The organism is Zavarzinia sp. CC-PAN008 (genome assembly GCF_051903925.1).
Lineage (GTDB): Bacteria > Pseudomonadota > Alphaproteobacteria > Zavarziniales > Zavarziniaceae.
The window spans coordinates 2904773-2920018 of the sequence record NZ_CP173678.1 but is presented as its reverse complement, the minus strand read 5'-3'; the positions used below and the strand labels follow the sequence as shown (position 1 = coordinate 2920018).

Annotated in this window: 23 protein-coding genes and 1 tRNA gene; 10 read left to right on the top strand and 14 right to left on the bottom strand. The window is 70.0% G+C overall.

Annotated features, from left to right (window positions below):
- The first annotated feature begins 2 nt into the window (after positions 1 to 2).
- Positions 3 to 78: transfer RNA gene (locus ACI6GS_RS13715), tRNA-Lys, on the top strand.
- Positions 79 to 190: 112 nt separating this feature from the next.
- On the opposite strand, the gene ACI6GS_RS13710 is transcribed toward ACI6GS_RS13715, so the two are convergent.
- The 10 genes from ACI6GS_RS13710 to ACI6GS_RS13665 are packed head-to-tail and all read right to left on the bottom strand — an operon-like array spanning position 191 to position 4850.
- A complete protein-coding gene (locus tag ACI6GS_RS13710; RefSeq protein WP_439814011.1) occupies positions 191 to 1348 on the bottom strand; it encodes a tyrosine-type recombinase/integrase in 1158 nt (385 codons plus the stop codon).
- A gap of 2 nt (positions 1349 to 1350) precedes the next feature.
- The gene (locus ACI6GS_RS13705) at positions 1351 to 1569 is read right to left on the bottom strand and encodes a hypothetical protein (protein WP_439814010.1); all 219 of its coding nucleotides are present in this window, start codon (positions 1567 to 1569) and stop codon (positions 1351 to 1353) included.
- Entirely contained in the window at positions 1569 to 1754 is a 186-nt protein-coding gene (locus ACI6GS_RS13700; RefSeq protein WP_439814009.1) for a hypothetical protein, read from the bottom strand. Before ACI6GS_RS13700 ends, ACI6GS_RS13705 begins: the two co-directional genes overlap by 1 nt.
- Positions 1747 to 2082, bottom strand: coding sequence for a hypothetical protein (locus ACI6GS_RS13695; protein ID WP_439814008.1), 336 nt, complete (start codon positions 2080 to 2082; stop codon positions 1747 to 1749). Before ACI6GS_RS13695 ends, ACI6GS_RS13700 begins: the two co-directional genes overlap by 8 nt.
- Positions 2079 to 3566 (bottom strand): ParB/RepB/Spo0J family partition protein, encoded by a 1488-nt coding sequence (locus tag ACI6GS_RS13690; RefSeq protein WP_439814007.1) that lies wholly within the window; start codon positions 3564 to 3566, stop codon positions 2079 to 2081. Before ACI6GS_RS13690 ends, ACI6GS_RS13695 begins: the two co-directional genes overlap by 4 nt.
- The gene (locus ACI6GS_RS13685) at positions 3563 to 3868 is read right to left on the bottom strand and encodes a hypothetical protein (RefSeq protein WP_439814006.1); all 306 of its coding nucleotides are present in this window, start codon (positions 3866 to 3868) and stop codon (positions 3563 to 3565) included. The genes ACI6GS_RS13690 and ACI6GS_RS13685 overlap by 4 nt, the downstream gene beginning before the upstream one ends.
- Entirely contained in the window at positions 3861 to 4100 is a 240-nt protein-coding gene (locus ACI6GS_RS13680) for a KOW motif-containing protein (RefSeq protein ID WP_439814005.1), read from the bottom strand. Before ACI6GS_RS13680 ends, ACI6GS_RS13685 begins: the two co-directional genes overlap by 8 nt.
- Positions 4097 to 4360 (bottom strand): hypothetical protein, encoded by a 264-nt coding sequence (locus tag ACI6GS_RS13675; RefSeq protein WP_439814004.1) that lies wholly within the window; start codon positions 4358 to 4360, stop codon positions 4097 to 4099. Before ACI6GS_RS13675 ends, ACI6GS_RS13680 begins: the two co-directional genes overlap by 4 nt.
- Positions 4357 to 4632 (bottom strand): hypothetical protein, encoded by a 276-nt coding sequence (locus tag ACI6GS_RS13670; RefSeq protein WP_439814003.1) that lies wholly within the window; start codon positions 4630 to 4632, stop codon positions 4357 to 4359. Before ACI6GS_RS13670 ends, ACI6GS_RS13675 begins: the two co-directional genes overlap by 4 nt.
- Positions 4629 to 4850, bottom strand: coding sequence for a hypothetical protein (locus ACI6GS_RS13665; RefSeq protein WP_439814002.1), 222 nt, complete (start codon positions 4848 to 4850; stop codon positions 4629 to 4631). The genes ACI6GS_RS13670 and ACI6GS_RS13665 overlap by 4 nt, the downstream gene beginning before the upstream one ends.
- Before the next feature lie 215 nt (positions 4851 to 5065).
- On the opposite strand from ACI6GS_RS13665, the gene ACI6GS_RS13660 reads away from it, so the two are divergent.
- Positions 5066 to 5350, top strand: a complete 285-nt coding sequence (locus ACI6GS_RS13660; protein WP_439814001.1) for a hypothetical protein — start codon at positions 5066 to 5068, stop codon at positions 5348 to 5350.
- Between the two features lie 531 nt (positions 5351 to 5881).
- Here the strand turns inward: ACI6GS_RS13660 and ACI6GS_RS13655 are convergent.
- The 3 genes from ACI6GS_RS13655 to ACI6GS_RS13645 all read right to left on the bottom strand — a co-directional run bounded on the left by ACI6GS_RS13655 (position 5882) and on the right by ACI6GS_RS13645 (position 7112).
- Positions 5882 to 6220, bottom strand: a complete 339-nt coding sequence (locus tag ACI6GS_RS13655) for a thermonuclease family protein (RefSeq protein WP_439814000.1) — start codon at positions 6218 to 6220, stop codon at positions 5882 to 5884.
- A gap of 69 nt (positions 6221 to 6289) precedes the next feature.
- The gene (locus ACI6GS_RS13650) at positions 6290 to 6649 is read right to left on the bottom strand and encodes a Rap1a/Tai family immunity protein (protein ID WP_439817969.1); all 360 of its coding nucleotides are present in this window, start codon (positions 6647 to 6649) and stop codon (positions 6290 to 6292) included.
- 73 nt (positions 6650 to 6722) lie between these two features.
- Positions 6723 to 7112, bottom strand: a complete 390-nt coding sequence (locus ACI6GS_RS13645) for a helix-turn-helix domain-containing protein (protein ID WP_439813999.1) — start codon at positions 7110 to 7112, stop codon at positions 6723 to 6725.
- Positions 7113 to 7163: 51 nt separating this feature from the next.
- Between ACI6GS_RS13645 and ACI6GS_RS13640 the strand changes: the two genes are divergently transcribed.
- From ACI6GS_RS13640 to ACI6GS_RS13625, 4 genes are all read left to right on the top strand, one after another.
- Positions 7164 to 7388, top strand: coding sequence for a helix-turn-helix domain-containing protein (locus tag ACI6GS_RS13640; RefSeq protein WP_439813998.1), 225 nt, complete (start codon positions 7164 to 7166; stop codon positions 7386 to 7388).
- A 531-nt stretch (positions 7389 to 7919) separates the two neighbouring features.
- Positions 7920 to 8306, top strand: a complete 387-nt coding sequence (locus ACI6GS_RS13635; protein ID WP_439813997.1) for a hypothetical protein — start codon at positions 7920 to 7922, stop codon at positions 8304 to 8306.
- A gap of 283 nt (positions 8307 to 8589) precedes the next feature.
- A complete protein-coding gene (locus tag ACI6GS_RS13630) occupies positions 8590 to 8988 on the top strand; it encodes a hypothetical protein (RefSeq protein WP_439813996.1) in 399 nt (132 codons plus the stop codon).
- Positions 8985 to 9224: a hypothetical protein gene (locus tag ACI6GS_RS13625; protein WP_439813995.1), complete on the top strand. Its 240-nt coding sequence runs from the start codon at positions 8985 to 8987 to the stop codon at positions 9222 to 9224. The genes ACI6GS_RS13630 and ACI6GS_RS13625 overlap by 4 nt, the downstream gene beginning before the upstream one ends.
- A gap of 14 nt (positions 9225 to 9238) precedes the next feature.
- Here ACI6GS_RS13625 and ACI6GS_RS13620 read toward each other — a convergent pair whose 3' ends face one another.
- Positions 9239 to 9544 carry a hypothetical protein gene (locus ACI6GS_RS13620; RefSeq protein ID WP_439813994.1) on the bottom strand — a complete coding sequence of 102 codons (306 nt, stop codon included), beginning with the start codon at positions 9542 to 9544 and terminating at the stop codon, positions 9239 to 9241.
- 80 nt (positions 9545 to 9624) lie between these two features.
- Between ACI6GS_RS13620 and ACI6GS_RS13615 the strand changes: the two genes are divergently transcribed.
- The 4 genes from ACI6GS_RS13615 (at position 9625) to ACI6GS_RS13600 (ending at position 15243) form a co-directional block, all read left to right on the top strand.
- A complete protein-coding gene (locus ACI6GS_RS13615) occupies positions 9625 to 10677 on the top strand; it encodes a DUF7146 domain-containing protein (protein ID WP_439813993.1) in 1053 nt (350 codons plus the stop codon).
- The gene (locus tag ACI6GS_RS13610) at positions 10674 to 12470 is read left to right on the top strand and encodes a hypothetical protein (protein ID WP_439813992.1); all 1797 of its coding nucleotides are present in this window, start codon (positions 10674 to 10676) and stop codon (positions 12468 to 12470) included. Before ACI6GS_RS13615 ends, ACI6GS_RS13610 begins: the two co-directional genes overlap by 4 nt.
- Positions 12471 to 12864: 394 nt before the next feature.
- Complete coding sequence (locus ACI6GS_RS13605; protein WP_439813991.1) at positions 12865 to 13572, top strand: hypothetical protein; 708 nt, start codon at positions 12865 to 12867, stop codon at positions 13570 to 13572.
- Positions 13573 to 13794: 222 nt separating this feature from the next.
- Complete coding sequence (locus ACI6GS_RS13600) at positions 13795 to 15243, top strand: hypothetical protein (protein WP_439813990.1); 1449 nt, start codon at positions 13795 to 13797, stop codon at positions 15241 to 15243.
- Positions 15244 to 15246: the final 3 nt, after the last annotated feature.

Here is a 15246-nt window from a genome sequence, read left to right as displayed (position 1 = left end):
TGGGGCGCATAGCTCAGTTGGTAGAGCAGCTGACTCTTAATCAGCGGGTCCAAGGTTCGAATCCTTGTGCGCCCACCAACCGGATCAAGGGGTTAGGCGTTCTCCCTTAAGGAACGCATCGGGAATTCCAACTCGGGCATAATTGGAATTCCAACTTCGACCGGTTCGAAACGCGAACGGCATTCGCGGATCAGACCGGATCGGCTCGCCGCCGGCCCGGCTTGGCCGCCTTCTTCTCAGCTTCATGACGGGCGCGTCGGTCGGTCGCTTCGCGCGACAGGGCCGCGGTGCGGACCAGGTAGCGGTCGATGATGTCTTCGACCCGGGCCAGGCTGTGGCCGGTGACGCCGGCGATCTGCTGCGGCGTGCAGCCCGCCTCGCTCAACCGCGTCACGGCGGTATGGCGCAGGTGCATGAAGCGCAGCGTCTTGCAGCTGGGCAGGCGCTTCGCAGCGCGGGCGCGCACGTCGGCGAAGCAGTGGCGGAAATAGTCCTCCCCCCAGGGCTGGCTCGTCGTCTCGCACAGCAGCAGGGTGAGCCCTGCCACCTTGCGCTTCTTCTGGCGCTTCAGTTCACGCTCGACGCGCCGGCGGACGAAGGGATTGTCCTCCACCTCGATCCGCGCGCCGGTCTTCGATTGCTCGACGCTGAAGACGCCGTCGACCAGGGCCGTGCGGGGCAGCGCCAGCACGTCGCCCTCGCGCTGGCCAATCCAGTGGTTGACGATGATCGCGGTGCCGATCGAGTGCCAGCCGAGCGCGCCGGCAGCTGCTGCCATCACGATCACTTCCTGGTCAGACCACAGGCGGCCCTTGATCCGTATCTGCTTGATGCCCGGCTTCTCGGCCGCGTTCACCTCGACGAGGTCGCGGCGCCGCGCGAAGTCCAGCAGGATGCGGAGCATGCCGACTAGCGCCTTGGCCCGGGTCGGTGTCTTGCTCCAGGCCTCGTGCAGCTTCTGGACCCGGCCGGAGGTGATTGAGCGCACCGCGATGTCGCCCGCCCAATCGCGCAGGATGTCGATGTTCTGGTCGTAGCTGCGCTTGCTGCGTGGCGCCAGGTCGCGATACCAGCTGGACTTCTGGTAATCGCGGATCACGGCGCCCAGGGTGCCGGCGGCCACCACCTCGTCGGGGGCCATTACCTCGTCCACCTTTTCCTGCCCGGTGCGCCAGGCCTCGACCTTGCGGTTCAGCGCCTGAGCATGGGCGAGTGCCGCGGCCTGGTCTTCACCGAGCGACACCGCCTTCCAGCCCTTGTCGCGCAGCACCCGGGCCGGCTGCCAGTAGTAGCGATCGCCGGCAGCGCCAGGCTTCACCACCAGGTAGGGGATCTTGACGCGGGCCACATTCAACCCTTCGGGCGAATGTCTTGTAGGAGGATCACGACCGAAGGCTCGGGATCTTCGTCGGTGCCGAGTGTCCAGCTGACCTCTGCGACATAGACGTCCCTAGGCTCGCCTTCGACCCCGATCATCACCGTGTCGCCACGCCGCGGAACTATCGCCCACCTGCGTGTGGCTACTACCTTGTCATGATACATCACAGTCATCAGCAGTTTGGCTGTCATCAGATGAGCTCCTTATCCCTGGCCAGCCATTCGGGCATGGCCATGGTGCGGGCGTCAGGGTCCCACTCGACCTGTGACTTTGGCAACCACACCGTGCGTGTGCCGTCGTTGAAGCGCCAGGCGCGATCGGTCTCGCGCTCGATCTTGCCCGCGATGTCGACTAGGTCGGAGCGGTAGTCAGGCATCGAGGACCACTCGACCCGATGCCTTCGCGGCGGCCAGTGCTTCGCGGCCGGCGTCGGTGATGATGTAAGGCGGTTCATTCGTGCACATCCCGACGGCCGCCAGGTGTTCGAAGGCGGCGGTGACCCAAGCGGCCAGTGCCACCTCGAACTCGCCCGAGAGCGCGCGAAGTACCAGGTGCTCGTGAGAAGTCAGGTCATTGGCTGCCTGAGAACAGGCGTTCAATCGCCCCAGCACAGCAGCTTCGCGATTGGTGATGTGGCACCGGGCGCACATCGCCTCACCATGGCCCAGCTGCGAGGGTATCCAGCGGTGAAGGTTCTGGCTCATGCGGCGTCGCCTTCTTCCTGGTCGTCGGTGGGGTCGTCGTCGTCTGCCTCGTCCGGCGCGTCGGGGGTCGAGGCGTCGAGGCGGATGAAGGCCGGGACCTCCACGCCCATGGCGTCGGCCAGGGCGGTGAGGTAGCGGCGGTTCGGATCGTGCAGGTACTGGACGTGAAAGCTGGCGGCAGCGATCGAGGCCATGACCTGCAGGGCGGCGTCGGCGGCGATCGGGAGGGCTGCGGCGCACTGGTCGTGATAGGCCCTGAGCACGCTGCCGACGTTCCAGGTGGCTTGCGGCAGGACAAAGCAATCGGCGGGTCCGCGCGCCTGGACGACGGCGCCGAGCAGGGCGCGGGCAGCCAGCTGGGGATGTTCGGCCAGGGCAAGGCGCATCGCTGCGCTGAAGGCAGCACCATCCTGGTGCCGGCGCTCCGCTTCGGCCTTCAGCCGCGCCTCGCGCTCCGGGTCCGGCTGTGCCTGGGGCTTGCGGCGGAAGCCGACGTGCTCGGTCAGGCTGCCGAAGTAGTCGAGGTGCAGCACGATCGCCTCGTCAGGCGGGCAGCGCTCGAAGTTGAATTCGCTGAAGTAGTCGACGATCTCCGCGGTCTTGCCCTGGGCGCGCCAGTCGTCGCGGATGGCTTCGGCGCGGGCCTTGTTCGCGGCCTTCAGCTGGTCGCCGTGGACGTAGCGTTCGCCCGTGTCGGGGTCCTCGACCACGTCCAGCCTCAGGCCCTCGGGCGCGTGATCGGCGGGCTTCAGGCTGAAGCGGATGTGCTGCATCAGGCGCTCGCCCGTCTCCGCCCAGGTCGGCGGGGACTTGTCGAGGATCTTCTTTACCAGCTTCTTCTGTTCGCCTTGCGGGGCGAGGCAGAGGGCGCGGCCGTGGGCCAGGCTGAGCTTGCCGGTGCGCAGGCCTTCGCGCGCGTCGTCGCAGAGCTTGCTGACCAGGTCCATGCGCAGCTGGACGTGGCGCTTCGTCTTGCCGATCGACGCGGCGATCTCCGCCACCGTGCGGCCGTGGGTCTGGTGGAGCGCCAGGAACGCCTCGCCCTCCTCGAGCGGGGCGACGTCCTCGCGCTGCGCGTTCTCGACCAGGGCCGCCTCGATGTGCCCCGCGATGCCGGCGGGGTGCTGCACGATGCAGGTCACCGGCCGGTCGACCGGCCAGCGGCCGTCGTCCAGCAGCATGCCGATCGCGCGGTAGCGACGCTCCCCCATCACCAGGATGTAGACGCCATCCTGGATCGCGGGGCGCACGCCGAGGGGCTGCTGCAGGCCGTGGGCGTTGATCGATTCGGCAAGCTCCGTCAGCGTGACCAGGTCGAACGTCTTGCGCGGGTTGTAGTCGCTCGTTCGGATGTTCAGGTAGCTGATGGCGATGACCCCGTGCGCGGCCTGGGCCGGTGCCGCCGGCGGCGGGGCGGCCGGTAGGTCAATCGGGGCCTGGAGAGCGGCGGCGGCGGCGCGCATCTTCGCGGTGGGGCGGCTCATGCGCGGGCCCCGGAGCTGCGGGCGGCGGTGTTGCGGCGGCCGCGGGCGGCGAGCTGGGCGGCGCGCTGGTCGAGGACGTCGGCCTGGTCGCTGCCGGCGACGTCGGGGCCCTGGCGCAGGGCGGCGGGGCGGCGCTGTTCCAGCCAGCGGTCGATCGAGGTCTTGTCGGTGCGGCGAAGCAGCGGGTCCGGCCGGGGGAAGCCGCTGGTGTAGAGCCGCTTGCGGGCCTTGCGGAACCAGTTCCAGGTGCGGCCGAGATAGGCCGCCACCTCGTGCTCGTCGAACATCATGGCTTCAGGCATGGGGCACCTCGCCGGAGGAAGTGGGGGTCGCCTCACGCAGGAGGGCGAGCTCGCGGCTGGCCAGGCCGATCATCGTGTCGCGCAGGTAGACCCAGACCAGGTGCGGGTCGCAGCGCATGCGCCCCACGACCATGCCCTGGCGGCCCTGGTGCTCGCCGGCCGTCACCTCGACCGTGTCGCCGACCTCGAACGTGCGGCCCTCGGGCGGGCGCGTGGCGCAGGTCGCGGTCATGCGTCCAGCACCTGCTGCAGGCCGAGCTCGGCCAGGGCGCGCTGCACGCGGCGCAGCTCGGCAGCGCGATGCAGGCCACCGGCGGCGAGGCGCTCGGCCATGTGGCGCAGCAGGCAGTCGGCCGCGGCCACCAGGACCATGCCGTTGACGTCGTGGTCCAGCAGCTCGACCCCGATCTGGTCGCCCTTCTGTTCGGCGCGGATGCGGACGGTGGCGACCGTGCGGCGAGCCGGGCGCAGCGGCAGGACGGCGGCGCTCATGCCCGCACCTCGGCCCGCACCTCGGGCTGCACCGGGGCGCCCGGCCGCGATGCGGCGGGCGCGCGGGCGGCGCGGGCGGCGCGCCAGGCCAGGATGGCGTGGCGCTGCTGCAGCGTGGCGGCGGCGCGGCCGCCCCCTTCCCCGAAGCTGAAGCGGAAGGTGGCGGCGATCGCGCGCCAGCCCAGGCCGCCGTCGCGCAGGTACACGAGCAGGCGATCCTCCCGCTCGGTGAAGGGACGGCGGGGTGCCGCCGGCCGGGCGCGCCCGCTCATGCCAGCACCTTCGCCAGGACGTAGCCCAGGGCCAGCCAGGCGCCGGAGCAGCTGGAGGCCAGGAGCACCCAGGCCAGGGGCGTGCCGATCAGCGGGGCGGGCGCGCGCGGCGGCGGCGGCACGAAGGCATTGCCGGCAGCGACGCGGTTGATGTCGAGCGGGCGGCGCGCGGCGTCGATCGGGATCACGCGGGCGCCGGAGGGAAGCGTGCGGGTCATGGGAACCGTCCGGGTTGTGGTGTCCCGGAATGTGCCATAACGGCCAACTTACCGGCAAACCATTTCTGCCAATACGGCACACACTGGAATGAAGCTGCGCACTCGCGAGAACGAACCGGAATCGTCGTGCGCAGATGGTTCGTGTGCCGCGTTACCCGGATACCGCGCACCTGGGAAATTCCCTAGGGCCGTTGAGTTCTTGTTATGTTCCAATCATGATCATGCTGATGACCGACCACACAAGGGAATGCATCCCCCTGGCCGAGCTGCGCGTGGCATTGGCGCAGGCGATCCATGGCATCCGCCCACACAAGCGCTCTCGCGCCGGGGGCGCCGCTGAGATCGCTCATCAGGCGGCGCGCGAGGCGGAGATCACGGCCGCCGTCGATCGCGTGTTGGTCCTGCTCAGTTCACAGGGATGGGAAGTGACGCGGCCGACGCGGGTTCCCGATCTGGGCTATGCCTTCGGGCACGGCAAGCGGCCTGGCCCAGGGCCATGACGAACGGCGTTCGCGGTGATCCCGCACGCCGTGCGGGCTGCCCGAATCGTTGACAGGGGTGTTTGAGATGGCGCTTGATCGCGCAGGGACGGTTGGCAACGGCCGCACCCTTGGGCCATCCAGATCTAGATCTGGACCTTGGCCTTACCAGGGTACCGTCGGCGGCCGGGCACCACACTCACCCGCCGACGGTGCCGCAACTGGGAAGGCACCCTGAAATAGGGTGGCTTCATAGCCAACCTCCTTCATGCCATGTGCGGGATTAAGCCCGCCGCTCCCCCGACCCCTAAACGGGGCCAAAGCTTGAATTGGGGCCAGCATGAGATGGCTTACAGATGCGACCGTTGCCTAGATCCTGTCTGCACACAGTTCTGCTGCGTGGCAAGAGGGTTCGGCGAGAAAACGGCATCCATCCCCAGCAATTCGATCTGAGGGAGTAAAGTTGTGGATAGACCGTAGTGTCCGATCATTTCATCCCTTGACAGGATCTCCCTGAAGATGTTGCGGCCTCGTCCGGAGCGAGTCCGATCTCTAGTGTGATCCACACCAGTCGATTCGGCGACCGCGAATCCAGGCCCGCGCGTAACCCTCGTCAAGGAGAATTGTGCCCAGGTCACGGCCACAGACGGTGACGTGCGCCAGGGTGCGGCCGGCGCGATCGCGGCCGGCGCGCTCCACCCCGCCGACGCCGCACTGCGCCACCAGGTCCACGACGCGGCGACGGGCGGCACGGGCCCGGTCCAGCTCCTGCGGGCAGCGGGCGCGGAGTTCCGGCGTGTCGATGCCGAGCAGGCGGATGCGCTCACCGCCCAGGTCGATCGTGTCGCCGTCGATGACGCGGATCTCAGCCGCGAGGTCATGGACCGGCACTAGGTCACGGGCCCACTGCGCCCCGGCGGCAGACTGTCGCGCTCCGCCCGGGTGGCGTTAGCGACCAGCTCAGCGCGATTGGCCATCGCGGCAAACAAATGCCGCGCCCAACGCAATGAACAAATGCTTGGGATACTCCTCATGAAGCACCTCTGGGTGCTGGTCGGCGTATCGGATGAATATCCTAGCTGCTTGTTCGTTACTGACACCAGGAGGTAGGCAGTACAGCTCCCGCGCCCAAACATTTAGAGACACCAGAGTGCCGTTCATAACCCCGATACACATGCCGCCTTTTACCGGTTCAAAAGTCTCAATTGGTGCCCGATTATCAAGATGCGCCATGAGACCGCGGCACCAACTGGCGAGTTCCCGAACGCTCCAAGTCCCCTGTGTTGGGGCAGCGGCCGACAACACGATAGCGGCTGCCATCAATAGGAAAACGCGCATCAGAAAGCCGCCTCTCGATAGAGAAGAGACTATCCCACTCGCGCGTTGAGAGATGTCAAGCGGCACGCCGGGATGAGCGTCGGTCCCGCGTTTCGTTAGGGGGCGGTGCGGCTGGCAGCATCGCCATGCCGACTGCAAGCCAGTGTTCCAGGCGATCGGACGGTAATTGTGCCGCAATGGCCGCGACGCGGGCGGCCTGGTCATCCTGCCCGGGCAGCGGGCGGAAGATCTCTCCCGGGTGGACGCCGTAGAGGTCGGCCAGGCGCAGGATGTCACTCACGCTGGGGTCGCGCTTGCCGGTCTCCCACCGCTGGAGCGTCGTGTGGTCGATGCCGAGCGAGGTCGCGACGGCCTGAAGGGTCAGGCCGCTGCGTTTCCGTATGGCCCGGAGCTGCAACATCACCAGGATATTGTGCCGTATCGGCACAGATTGTGCTGCGGCCATAATGGCCCACTACCTCTTGCGCGCTTTTGGCCGAAATGGCACAAAGCATACATGAGATTCGCGGAATGGCGCAGAGAACAGGGCCTGACCCTGGAAGAGGTGGCCGAGAAGATCGGGCGCCATCACTCGTCCGTCAGCCGCTATGAGCGCGGCACCCGCATGCCAGACCCCGAGGCCATGGCGGCGATCGTGCGGGAGACGGGGGGCGCGGTGCAGCCCAACGACTTCTACACCCTGCCGGCCGCACCGGCCGAGCGCACGGAGGAAGCGGCGTGACGACGCGAGGGCTCAAGCTGCGGAGCATCCAGAACAGGGGTGGTGTCACGAGCGCGGCCGCCCAGCTTGCCGCACTGAAGGGGCTGCCGCCCCCGGGCCAAGGCAAGAGCGCCGATCCGCGCCAGACCTCCAACCGTTGCGCTCCGCGCGTGTCGACGCCGAAGCACCTGCGCCGGAAGCCGGATCGGACACCCGCGTGAGCAACGAACCGTCACCGCAGATGCGCGCCCTGGCCGTCCAGGCCGCAGCAGCACTCACGGCTGGCCCGCCGGTCACGGTCGAAGGTGTGGACCTGAGCTGCGTGCCGGTAATCAGCCACATCCTGGTGCCGATATCCGCCGGCGGGCTCCCGCAGCCCATGCATCCGCCGGCGGAGGGGGAGGTGCCAACCCCTGGACCGCTCACCTCCCCCAACCCCCACACCCTGCCCGACGCGATCCGGGAGGCGGACCCGGAGACGCGCACGGCAGAGGGGACGGCGCCGCAAGCGCCGTCCCCGCATGACAGGCACGAGCCGAGGGATCGCCTGCGATGAGCATCGGCGGGCTGTTCGGCCCGGCACCCGAAGCGCCGGAGGCGCCGGCGATCCCGCGCACGCGCAAGGCCGCACCCCAGGTCGAGGTGCCGAGCCACCCCACGCGCGAGCGCGTGGGGACCCCGACGCCGCCCCCGCCGCTGGCCCGCGTGCTGGGCGAGCTGGGGCCGCGGGTGGGCGACGTCACCTGGACGATCGTGCGCGTGGGCGACGCCCTGGTGCCCGACATCGAGGCAGCCGAGCGGCGGGCGCGGGCCGAGCTGGCGGCGATCGGGCTGGCCGGCGTCACGCTGGCCAGGCTCGACCCGCGCACCGTCGTCGGCTGGGCCGTGTCGGATCATGCCGGCCTGCTGGCCGACCTCATGGCTGGGCGGTGCGCATGAGCCGGCGCGAACGGCATTCGCGCATCCCACCCGGCGGCTATGCCTGGTCATGGGACGACGTGCCCCGGCCATCCGCCGAGATCATCAAGCTTGCGCCGGCCGCAGCGGGCGGCGCTCCCGAGGCTCCGGCCGCCAGCGGATCGGCGGGCGGGGCTGCCCTTCCTGGGCGTTTCCTCCCGCCTGCCCCGCCGGCAACCGTGCCGGCGGGGACTTCTTCGCGGCGCTGCGAGAGCTGCTGCCAGGTGATGGACCGGGACGGGCGCCACTGCTCGACGTGCCGGCCATGAGTGCCACGCGGCGGCCGGTGCTGTGCGATGCGGTGACGGCGGGGCCGTACACGATCGAGATCCGGGCCGAGGTCGACACGCGGACCCACGCGCTGGCGGGGCTAGCCCTGTTCGGGGCGCCGGACGGGTCGGACCTGGAGGCGCAGCTGGGCGACCTGGCCAGGCTGGTCACGCTGGCGCTGCATCACGGCGCCAGCCCGGCCGAGGTCTGGCGCGCGCTGGACCGGCAGGCGCCGGCGCCGGTGACGCTAGGCGAGGCGATCGGCCGGCGCGTCGCCGACATGGGCGCGCGCCTGGCCGTGGCGCTGGAAGGCATCGCCGTGCTGCCGCCCCGGGTCGAGCCCGAGGACTGGCACACGCCGTGGCGCGAGCGCTTCGAAGCGGGGCCGGCATGAGCTACGGGCGCGCGCTCCTGGCGATCGCCGCGCAGTGCCGGGTGCGCAAGGACAACGTCCAGCGGGCGCGCGACCTGCTGGCCAAGCGGCCGGAGAGCCTGCCGGACGAGGACCGGCGCCTGGCCGATGCGCTCGCCCGGCAGCTCGACGCCGACCAGGCGCTGGGGCGGGTGCTGCACGAGACGCCGGCGCCGCAGGGCAACCTGCTGTGGCACGACCGGGCGGACCTGCGATGAGGACGACCGCTCGATCAGACGAGATCGTCGGCCAGCCAAGCCCTGACCGTGCCGAGCGCCCACCCACCGTAAGCCGTCCCTTGCTGCCTGTCGTACTGCAGATAGGCCAAATGACGCGGCCAAAGCAAAACCACGGTGGACTTGTCGAGAGGGAGGTCGTCGTTCGCGAACTGCGGCGGAGCTTCAATCTCAATGCATTTATCAAGTATGTCGATCACGACCGCCGCAATGTTCGGCGTCTTGAACGCGACATACTTCTGAAGTGCTGCAAGGTCGACTTCGCTGAAGTTTATGTGAGTGGGCTGGGCAATCTGCTGCATGAAATTTCTCCTGAAAATGTCCGTTTCCAGACTCGGCAGGTAGCAACGTATCGGACAGCGTTCAAGTCCGGAATGCACGCATGAGTGCGGCGCAGCGCAGGCACCTGGTGCCGATCGAGGATGTGATCGCAGGGTTGAACGCGCGCATCCAGGACGTGGCGCTGGAGCTGCTGCCGGGCGGGTTTCGCGAAGGCTCGCAGTGGCGGTGCGGGGGGCTGGGCGGTGGGGCTGGGCGCAGCCTGGGGCTCGACCTGCGTGGGAGCAAGGTCGGCGTCTGGGTCGACAGTGCGACGGGCGAGTGCGGCGACGTGCTCGACCTGGTCGCGCGCACCATCTGCCGGGGCGACAAGCGCGAGGCGCTGGCCTGGGCCAAGCAGTTCCTGGGCTGGGACAGCGGCGACACGCATCGCGTCGAGATCGAGCGGCGCAAGGCCCAGGCCCAGGCCCAGGCGACACGCCTCGACGATGCCGAGCGGGCGCAGAAGCTGGCCAAGTATGCGCAGGCGCTGTGGCTGGAGGGTTCGGCCAAGGTGGTGGGCACGCCGGTCGAGGCGTATCTGGGCGGGCGCGGCATCGACCTCGGCCGGCTCGAGCGCGTCCCCGGCGCCGTCCGCTTCCACCCTTCCCTGCTGCACAAGGAGAGCGGCGAGCGCTGGCCGGCGATGGTCACGGCGATCACGGCGCCCGACGGCCGCTTCATGGCGGTGCACAGAACCTTCCTGTCGCAGCGGGCGGACGGCAGCGTGACCAAGGCGCCGGTCGACAACGCGAAGATGGCGCTGGGCGCCTATGCCGGGGGGTGCATCCGCCTGACGCGTGGGGCATCGGGACGGCGCTGGGCGGAGATGCGGGAGGGCGAGCGCCTGGGCCTGGCCGAGGGGATCGAGAACGCGCTGTCGATCGCCGTCGACTGCCCCGACCTGCGCACCGCCGCGTGCGTGGCGCTGGGCAACCTGGCGCGCCTGGTCCTGCCGCCGCAGGTGACCGAGGTGATCCACTTCGCCGACCGGCCGGGCTGCGTCGGCGAGTTGCGCCACCTGCAGCAGGGCCTGGCGAAGCTGCGCGCCGAGGGGCGCCTGGTGCGCGTCGCCTGGGCCCCCAGAGATGCGGCGCCGAAGGACCCGGCGCCATGAAGGACGCGAACGACCTGCTGCAGGCGCGCGGGCCGGGTGCTGTGGCCGCGGCGATCGAGGCGGCGGCCCCGTGGGACGGCGTGGACGCGGCGGAGCCGCCGCCCCCGCCGCCGCCCGGCGATCGCCTGGTCGACCCGGACGAGGAGCCGGACGAGCCGCAGGGCGCCGGCGACGGCCTGCCCGAGGGCTGCCCGGTGCGGCCGCTGGGCAAGTACCGGCGGACGTTCTGGTATCTCGACGAGCTCGACCAGCTGATCGACCTCAAGGCCAGCGAGCACGGGCGGCAGGAGATCCTGTCCCTGTTCGGGCGGGAGAGCGAACGCCTGTTCGAGTGGTGGCCGCAGTACAACGCCAAGACCGGCGAGCTGATCGGCTTTCGCAACGAGGAGGTGCAGCGCTGCCTGATGCGCGCGGGTGCTGCCCGGGGCGTGTGGTCGCCCGAGGGTCATGTGCGCGGCGCCGGTGCATGGGAGGCGGAGGACGGCGGCCTGATCCTGCACCTGGGCGACCGGGTGATGATCGACGGCCGGCGCGAGCGGCCCGGCATCGTCGGTCGCTGGGTCTATCCCGCCAGGCCCGCCATGCCGCGCCCGCACCCCGTGCCGGTCAAGGCCGACAGTGCGCAGGCGCTGCTGGGCCTGCTGCGCTCGTGGTACTGGCGGCGGCCGGAGCTCGACCCCGACCTGCTGCTGGGCTGGATCGGCTCGGCCATCATCGCCGGCGCACTCGGCTATCGCCCCGTCGTCTGGGTGACGGGCGATCGCGGCACCGGCAAGTCGACGCTGAACGAGCTGCTTAAGGCGCTGTTCGGCGATGCGCTGCTCGACAGCGTCGACCCGTCGGCCGCCGGCATCTGGCAGAAGCTGGGCTATGACGCGCGGCCCGTCGCCCTCGATGAGCTCGAGGCCGATGCCGACGACCGCAAGCAGCAGATGGTCATCAAGCTGGCCCGCGTCGCCGTCACCGGCGGCGTGATCCTGCGCGGCGGCGAGAGCCACCAGGGCGCCGAGTTCACGGCGCGCGCCTCGTTCCTGTTCTCCTCGATCCTGATCCCGGCGCTGACCAGCCAGGATCGCAGCCGCATGGCGATCCTGGAACTCGACGAGATCCCGCGCGGGGCGAAGGAGCCGGCCAAGGATGCGAAGCTGTGGCGCCAGTGGGGGGCGGAGCTGGCGCGGCGCATGGTCGACGGCTGGCCGCGCTTCCACGCGACGCTTGCCGCCTATCGCCAGGCCATGCAGCGCGCCGGCCATTCGGGCCGCGGTGCCGACCAGTTCGGCACCCTGCTCGCCTGTCGCGACCTGCTGCTGGGGGCAGCCGACCTGCTGCCGCACAGTGACGAGCTCGACGAGTGGGAACGGCGCCTGGCGCGCCAGGACCTGGCCGAGGCGGCGGACGATGCGCCCGACCATGCGATGTGCCTGGGCCACCTGCTGTCGAGCCCGATCGACACGGTGCGCTCCGGCGCGCGGCACACGCTGGGCACCTGGATCGAAGTGGCGGCGCGCGGGCAGGACACCGATGCCGACGCCGTCCTGGCCGGCCACGGGCTCAAGATCGAGACGCGAGAGGGCCGCCTCTGGCTTGCCGTGGCCAATCGGCACGAGGGTCTGGCGGCCCTCTTCAAGGGCACGACGTGGGCCCGTGGCGTCTGGGTCCAGAGCCTGCGCCGGGGGAAGAACGCAAAGGCCGCGGCCCCGCTCCGCTTCGGTGGCGCGCCCTCGCGCGCCACCCTTCTGCCGCTCGACCCGATCCTGAACAGCGGGCTCAAGGGCGCTGGGTCCGGGGAATGACCATCATGCGACGCCATGTCACACGCTCTTTCGCGTCCCGCACCCCGACCCTTGCCATGGTCAAGCAGTGCGATGGGCTGCGCGGCGTAACGCTCGTAACGGTCTGGGCAGCGCCAGCGTTACAGCGCAAGTCGTTGATTTCGCAGGAGTTTCGGGCCGCTGTAACGGTCGTAACGCTTGTAACGCTGCTCAGGCGCGTATGGGTGCGGGCGCGCGGCCGCGCGATCACGCGCGAGGTGTGCGTTACAGGCGTTACAGCGTTACACCTCCATAAATCTCCCAATGCTTACAGGGGGTTAGATCTCCTTGAGGGCGTAACGGTCGGTGAAACGGTCCGTAACGGTCGGACCGCTGCGCCGCGTCCCGCGAAGGCGCGCCATCTAGGGGGGTTCTGGTGACGGGCGGGGCGAAGCCGGGGGTCGCGGCGGCGCTCGACCTGCTGGGGCCCGGCGACGACGGCGAGGACGCGCCGGAGCAGCTGGCGTTCGCGGCGCTGGCGCCGGCGGAGGACGTCGCGGCGGCGATGCTGGGCGGGGCGCCGTCGCTGCACCAGGCGGCCCGCCAGGCGCGCGAGGCCGAGGCGCAGGCCCTGGTCGACCCGGCGCGGCGCGGGCGCAAGCCGGGATCGCGCAACAAGCGCACGGCGGCCTTCGCCGACTACATCCTGAGCCGCTACCGCTCGCCGCTGGTCGTGCTGGCGGAGACCTGGTCGCGGCCGGTCGACGTGCTGGCGGTCGAGCTCGGCTGTGACAAGGAGGACGCCTTCAAGATCCAGCAGGCGGCGGCGGTGGCAGCACTGCCCTACCTGCACGAACGGCAGGCGGTCGCCGTGAACCTGGAGGGCGCGGCGCCGGTGACGCTGGTCATCGGCTCGCTGGAGGCGGGTTCGGGGGACGGCCTGGACGCTGCGGGCGACGGGGTCGTGCTCGACATCGAGGTTGAGGAAAATCAAGCACTTAGCGGGTCCGATGCCGAGGCAGTTGGACAGCCGGAGTTGGACAACGGGGCGAAAATCCAGTCGGATCAACGGCTTAGGCTAGACGAACCGCTGATTGCGGATCAGTCGGGCGCCTCGGCCGCGGGCCTGGAGGGCGACCGTTGAGCCGCGCGGATCGGGGGCACGGGCGCGGTCCGTTTGGGCGCGCGCTCCGGGCGAGCGGGCGACGCGCGGCCGCGCGGGGGGCGGGCCCCCAGGCGCCGCGCGCCCTCTGAACGGGGCAAGCGCGCTGTGCATTTTCGCTTCGGCGAAATTCGCGAATGCCGTTCGCGATCCTGCCCGGCGCGGACAGGTCACGGGCCGGGCCCGGGGTCGGGGGTGCGCGCGATGAGCGCCATCCGCCTGCAATGGACACCGCCAGGCCCGGTCGCCGCCGCGTTCATGCGGTCGCGGGCGGAGATGGTCGGGATCATGGGGCCGATCGGCAGCGGCAAGACGTCGGCCGTGGTCAATAAGATCCTGAAGATCGCTTCGGAACAGGCACCCTCCCCTATCGACGGGGTGGCGCGGACCAAGTGGGTGGCGATCCGCGACACATATCGCCAGCTGCACAAGACGACGATCCCGACCTGGCGCCAGTGGGTGCCGCTGCCGGGTTGGTCGGGCGGCGAGAACGACGGTCCCGCCTCCCACGACATCGTGTTCCAGGTACCGGGGCCGCGGGGCATGAAGCGCGTCGAGCTGCGTGTCGAGTTCGTGGCGCTGGGCGATCGCTCGATCGAGGACGTCGCCAGGGGTTACGAGATCACCGGCTTCTGGCTCAACGAGGCCGACCTGGTGACGCGAGACGCTGTCACCTATCTGCCTGGTCGCCTGCGCTACCCGTCCCAGGTCGAGGGTGGGCCGACCTGGAAGGGCGGGCTGTGCGACTTCAATGCGCCCGATACCGAGAGCTGGTGTTTCGACCTGTTCGTCGAGAACCGTCCGGAGGGGTGGGAGTTCTACCGCCAGCCCTCCGGCTTCAGCCCGCAGGCCGAGAACCTGCACAACCTGCCCGCCGGCTACTACGAGACCGCCGCGAAGGGGCAGTCGGACTGGTACGTGCGGCGCATGATCCGCAACGAATTCGGTTACAGCCGCGACGGCAAGCCGGTCTATGGCGAGTTCTCGGACGCGCTGCACATCTCGGCCGAACCGCTGGCCCCCCTGCGCGGCGTGAAGCTGCGGCTGGGCTTCGACCAGGGGTTGAACCCCGCCGCCGTGATCGGCCAGCGCGACAGCTTCGGCCAGCGGCGCATCCTGGACGAGCTGTGCCTGGAGAATGTCGGGGCCGAACGCTTCAGCCGCGAGCTGCTGGCCCTGCTGGGCGAGCGCTATCCCGGCTTCGACGTCGACTGCGGCTGGGCCGACCCCGCCGCCGGCGCCCGGGCCGCGCAGGCCCGCGAGGACGAACAGACCTGGCGCGACGTGGTGGCGGCCAAGACCGGCATTGCGATCCGCCTGGCCCCCACGAACGGGATCCTGGCCCGCACCGAAGCTGTGCGGCAGCAGCTGACCCGCACGCTGGACGGCGGCCGGCCGGCCATCCTGGTGAGCTCGCGCTGCAAGGTGCTGCGCCGCGGCTTCAACAGCCTGTACCGCTACAAGCGGGTGCGCTCCGGCAGCGGCGAGACCTTCCACGACGAGCCCGAGAAGAACTTCGAGGCCAACGTGCACGACGCGCTGCAATACCTGGAGCTGGGCGACACCGGCTATGGCGGCCTGATGCGCCGGGCCGAGGAACAGAGGGCGCGATCCATGGCGCCTGCGATCACCACCTGGGACCCGTTCGGCTAGGAG

Bases quoted from the DNA above. Each gene is read 5' to 3' on its own strand.
- ACI6GS_RS13705 (WP_439814010.1), bottom strand. From the start codon at position 1,569: ATGACAGCCAAACTGCTGATGACTGTGATGTATCATGACAAGGTAGTA.
- ACI6GS_RS13700 (WP_439814009.1), bottom strand. From the start codon at position 1,754: ATGCCTGACTACCGCTCCGACCTAGTCGACATCGCGGGCAAGATCGAG.
- ACI6GS_RS13695 (WP_439814008.1), bottom strand. From the start codon at position 2,082: ATGAGCCAGAACCTTCACCGCTGGATACCCTCGCAGCTGGGCCATGGT.
- ACI6GS_RS13690 (WP_439814007.1), bottom strand. From the start codon at position 3,566: ATGAGCCGCCCCACCGCGAAGATGCGCGCCGCCGCCGCCGCTCTCCAG.
- ACI6GS_RS13685 (WP_439814006.1), bottom strand. From the start codon at position 3,868: ATGCCTGAAGCCATGATGTTCGACGAGCACGAGGTGGCGGCCTATCTC.
- ACI6GS_RS13680 (WP_439814005.1), bottom strand. From the start codon at position 4,100: ATGACCGCGACCTGCGCCACGCGCCCGCCCGAGGGCCGCACGTTCGAG.
- ACI6GS_RS13675 (WP_439814004.1), bottom strand. From the start codon at position 4,360: ATGAGCGCCGCCGTCCTGCCGCTGCGCCCGGCTCGCCGCACGGTCGCC.
- ACI6GS_RS13670 (WP_439814003.1), bottom strand. From the start codon at position 4,632: ATGAGCGGGCGCGCCCGGCCGGCGGCACCCCGCCGTCCCTTCACCGAG.
- ACI6GS_RS13665 (WP_439814002.1), bottom strand. From the start codon at position 4,850: ATGACCCGCACGCTTCCCTCCGGCGCCCGCGTGATCCCGATCGACGCC.
- ACI6GS_RS13660 (WP_439814001.1), top strand. From the start codon at position 5,066: ATGATCATGCTGATGACCGACCACACAAGGGAATGCATCCCCCTGGCC.
- ACI6GS_RS13650 (WP_439817969.1), bottom strand. From the start codon at position 6,649: ATGGCAGCCGCTATCGTGTTGTCGGCCGCTGCCCCAACACAGGGGACT.
- ACI6GS_RS13645 (WP_439813999.1), bottom strand. From the start codon at position 7,112: ATGGCCGCAGCACAATCTGTGCCGATACGGCACAATATCCTGGTGATG.
- ACI6GS_RS13640 (WP_439813998.1), top strand. From the start codon at position 7,164: ATGAGATTCGCGGAATGGCGCAGAGAACAGGGCCTGACCCTGGAAGAG.
- ACI6GS_RS13635 (WP_439813997.1), top strand. From the start codon at position 7,920: ATGAGCATCGGCGGGCTGTTCGGCCCGGCACCCGAAGCGCCGGAGGCG.
- ACI6GS_RS13630 (WP_439813996.1), top strand. From the start codon at position 8,590: ATGAGTGCCACGCGGCGGCCGGTGCTGTGCGATGCGGTGACGGCGGGG.
- ACI6GS_RS13625 (WP_439813995.1), top strand. From the start codon at position 8,985: ATGAGCTACGGGCGCGCGCTCCTGGCGATCGCCGCGCAGTGCCGGGTG.
- ACI6GS_RS13620 (WP_439813994.1), bottom strand. From the start codon at position 9,544: ATGCAGCAGATTGCCCAGCCCACTCACATAAACTTCAGCGAAGTCGAC.
- ACI6GS_RS13615 (WP_439813993.1), top strand. From the start codon at position 9,625: ATGAGTGCGGCGCAGCGCAGGCACCTGGTGCCGATCGAGGATGTGATC.
- ACI6GS_RS13610 (WP_439813992.1), top strand. From the start codon at position 10,674: ATGAAGGACGCGAACGACCTGCTGCAGGCGCGCGGGCCGGGTGCTGTG.
- ACI6GS_RS13600 (WP_439813990.1), top strand. From the start codon at position 13,795: ATGAGCGCCATCCGCCTGCAATGGACACCGCCAGGCCCGGTCGCCGCC.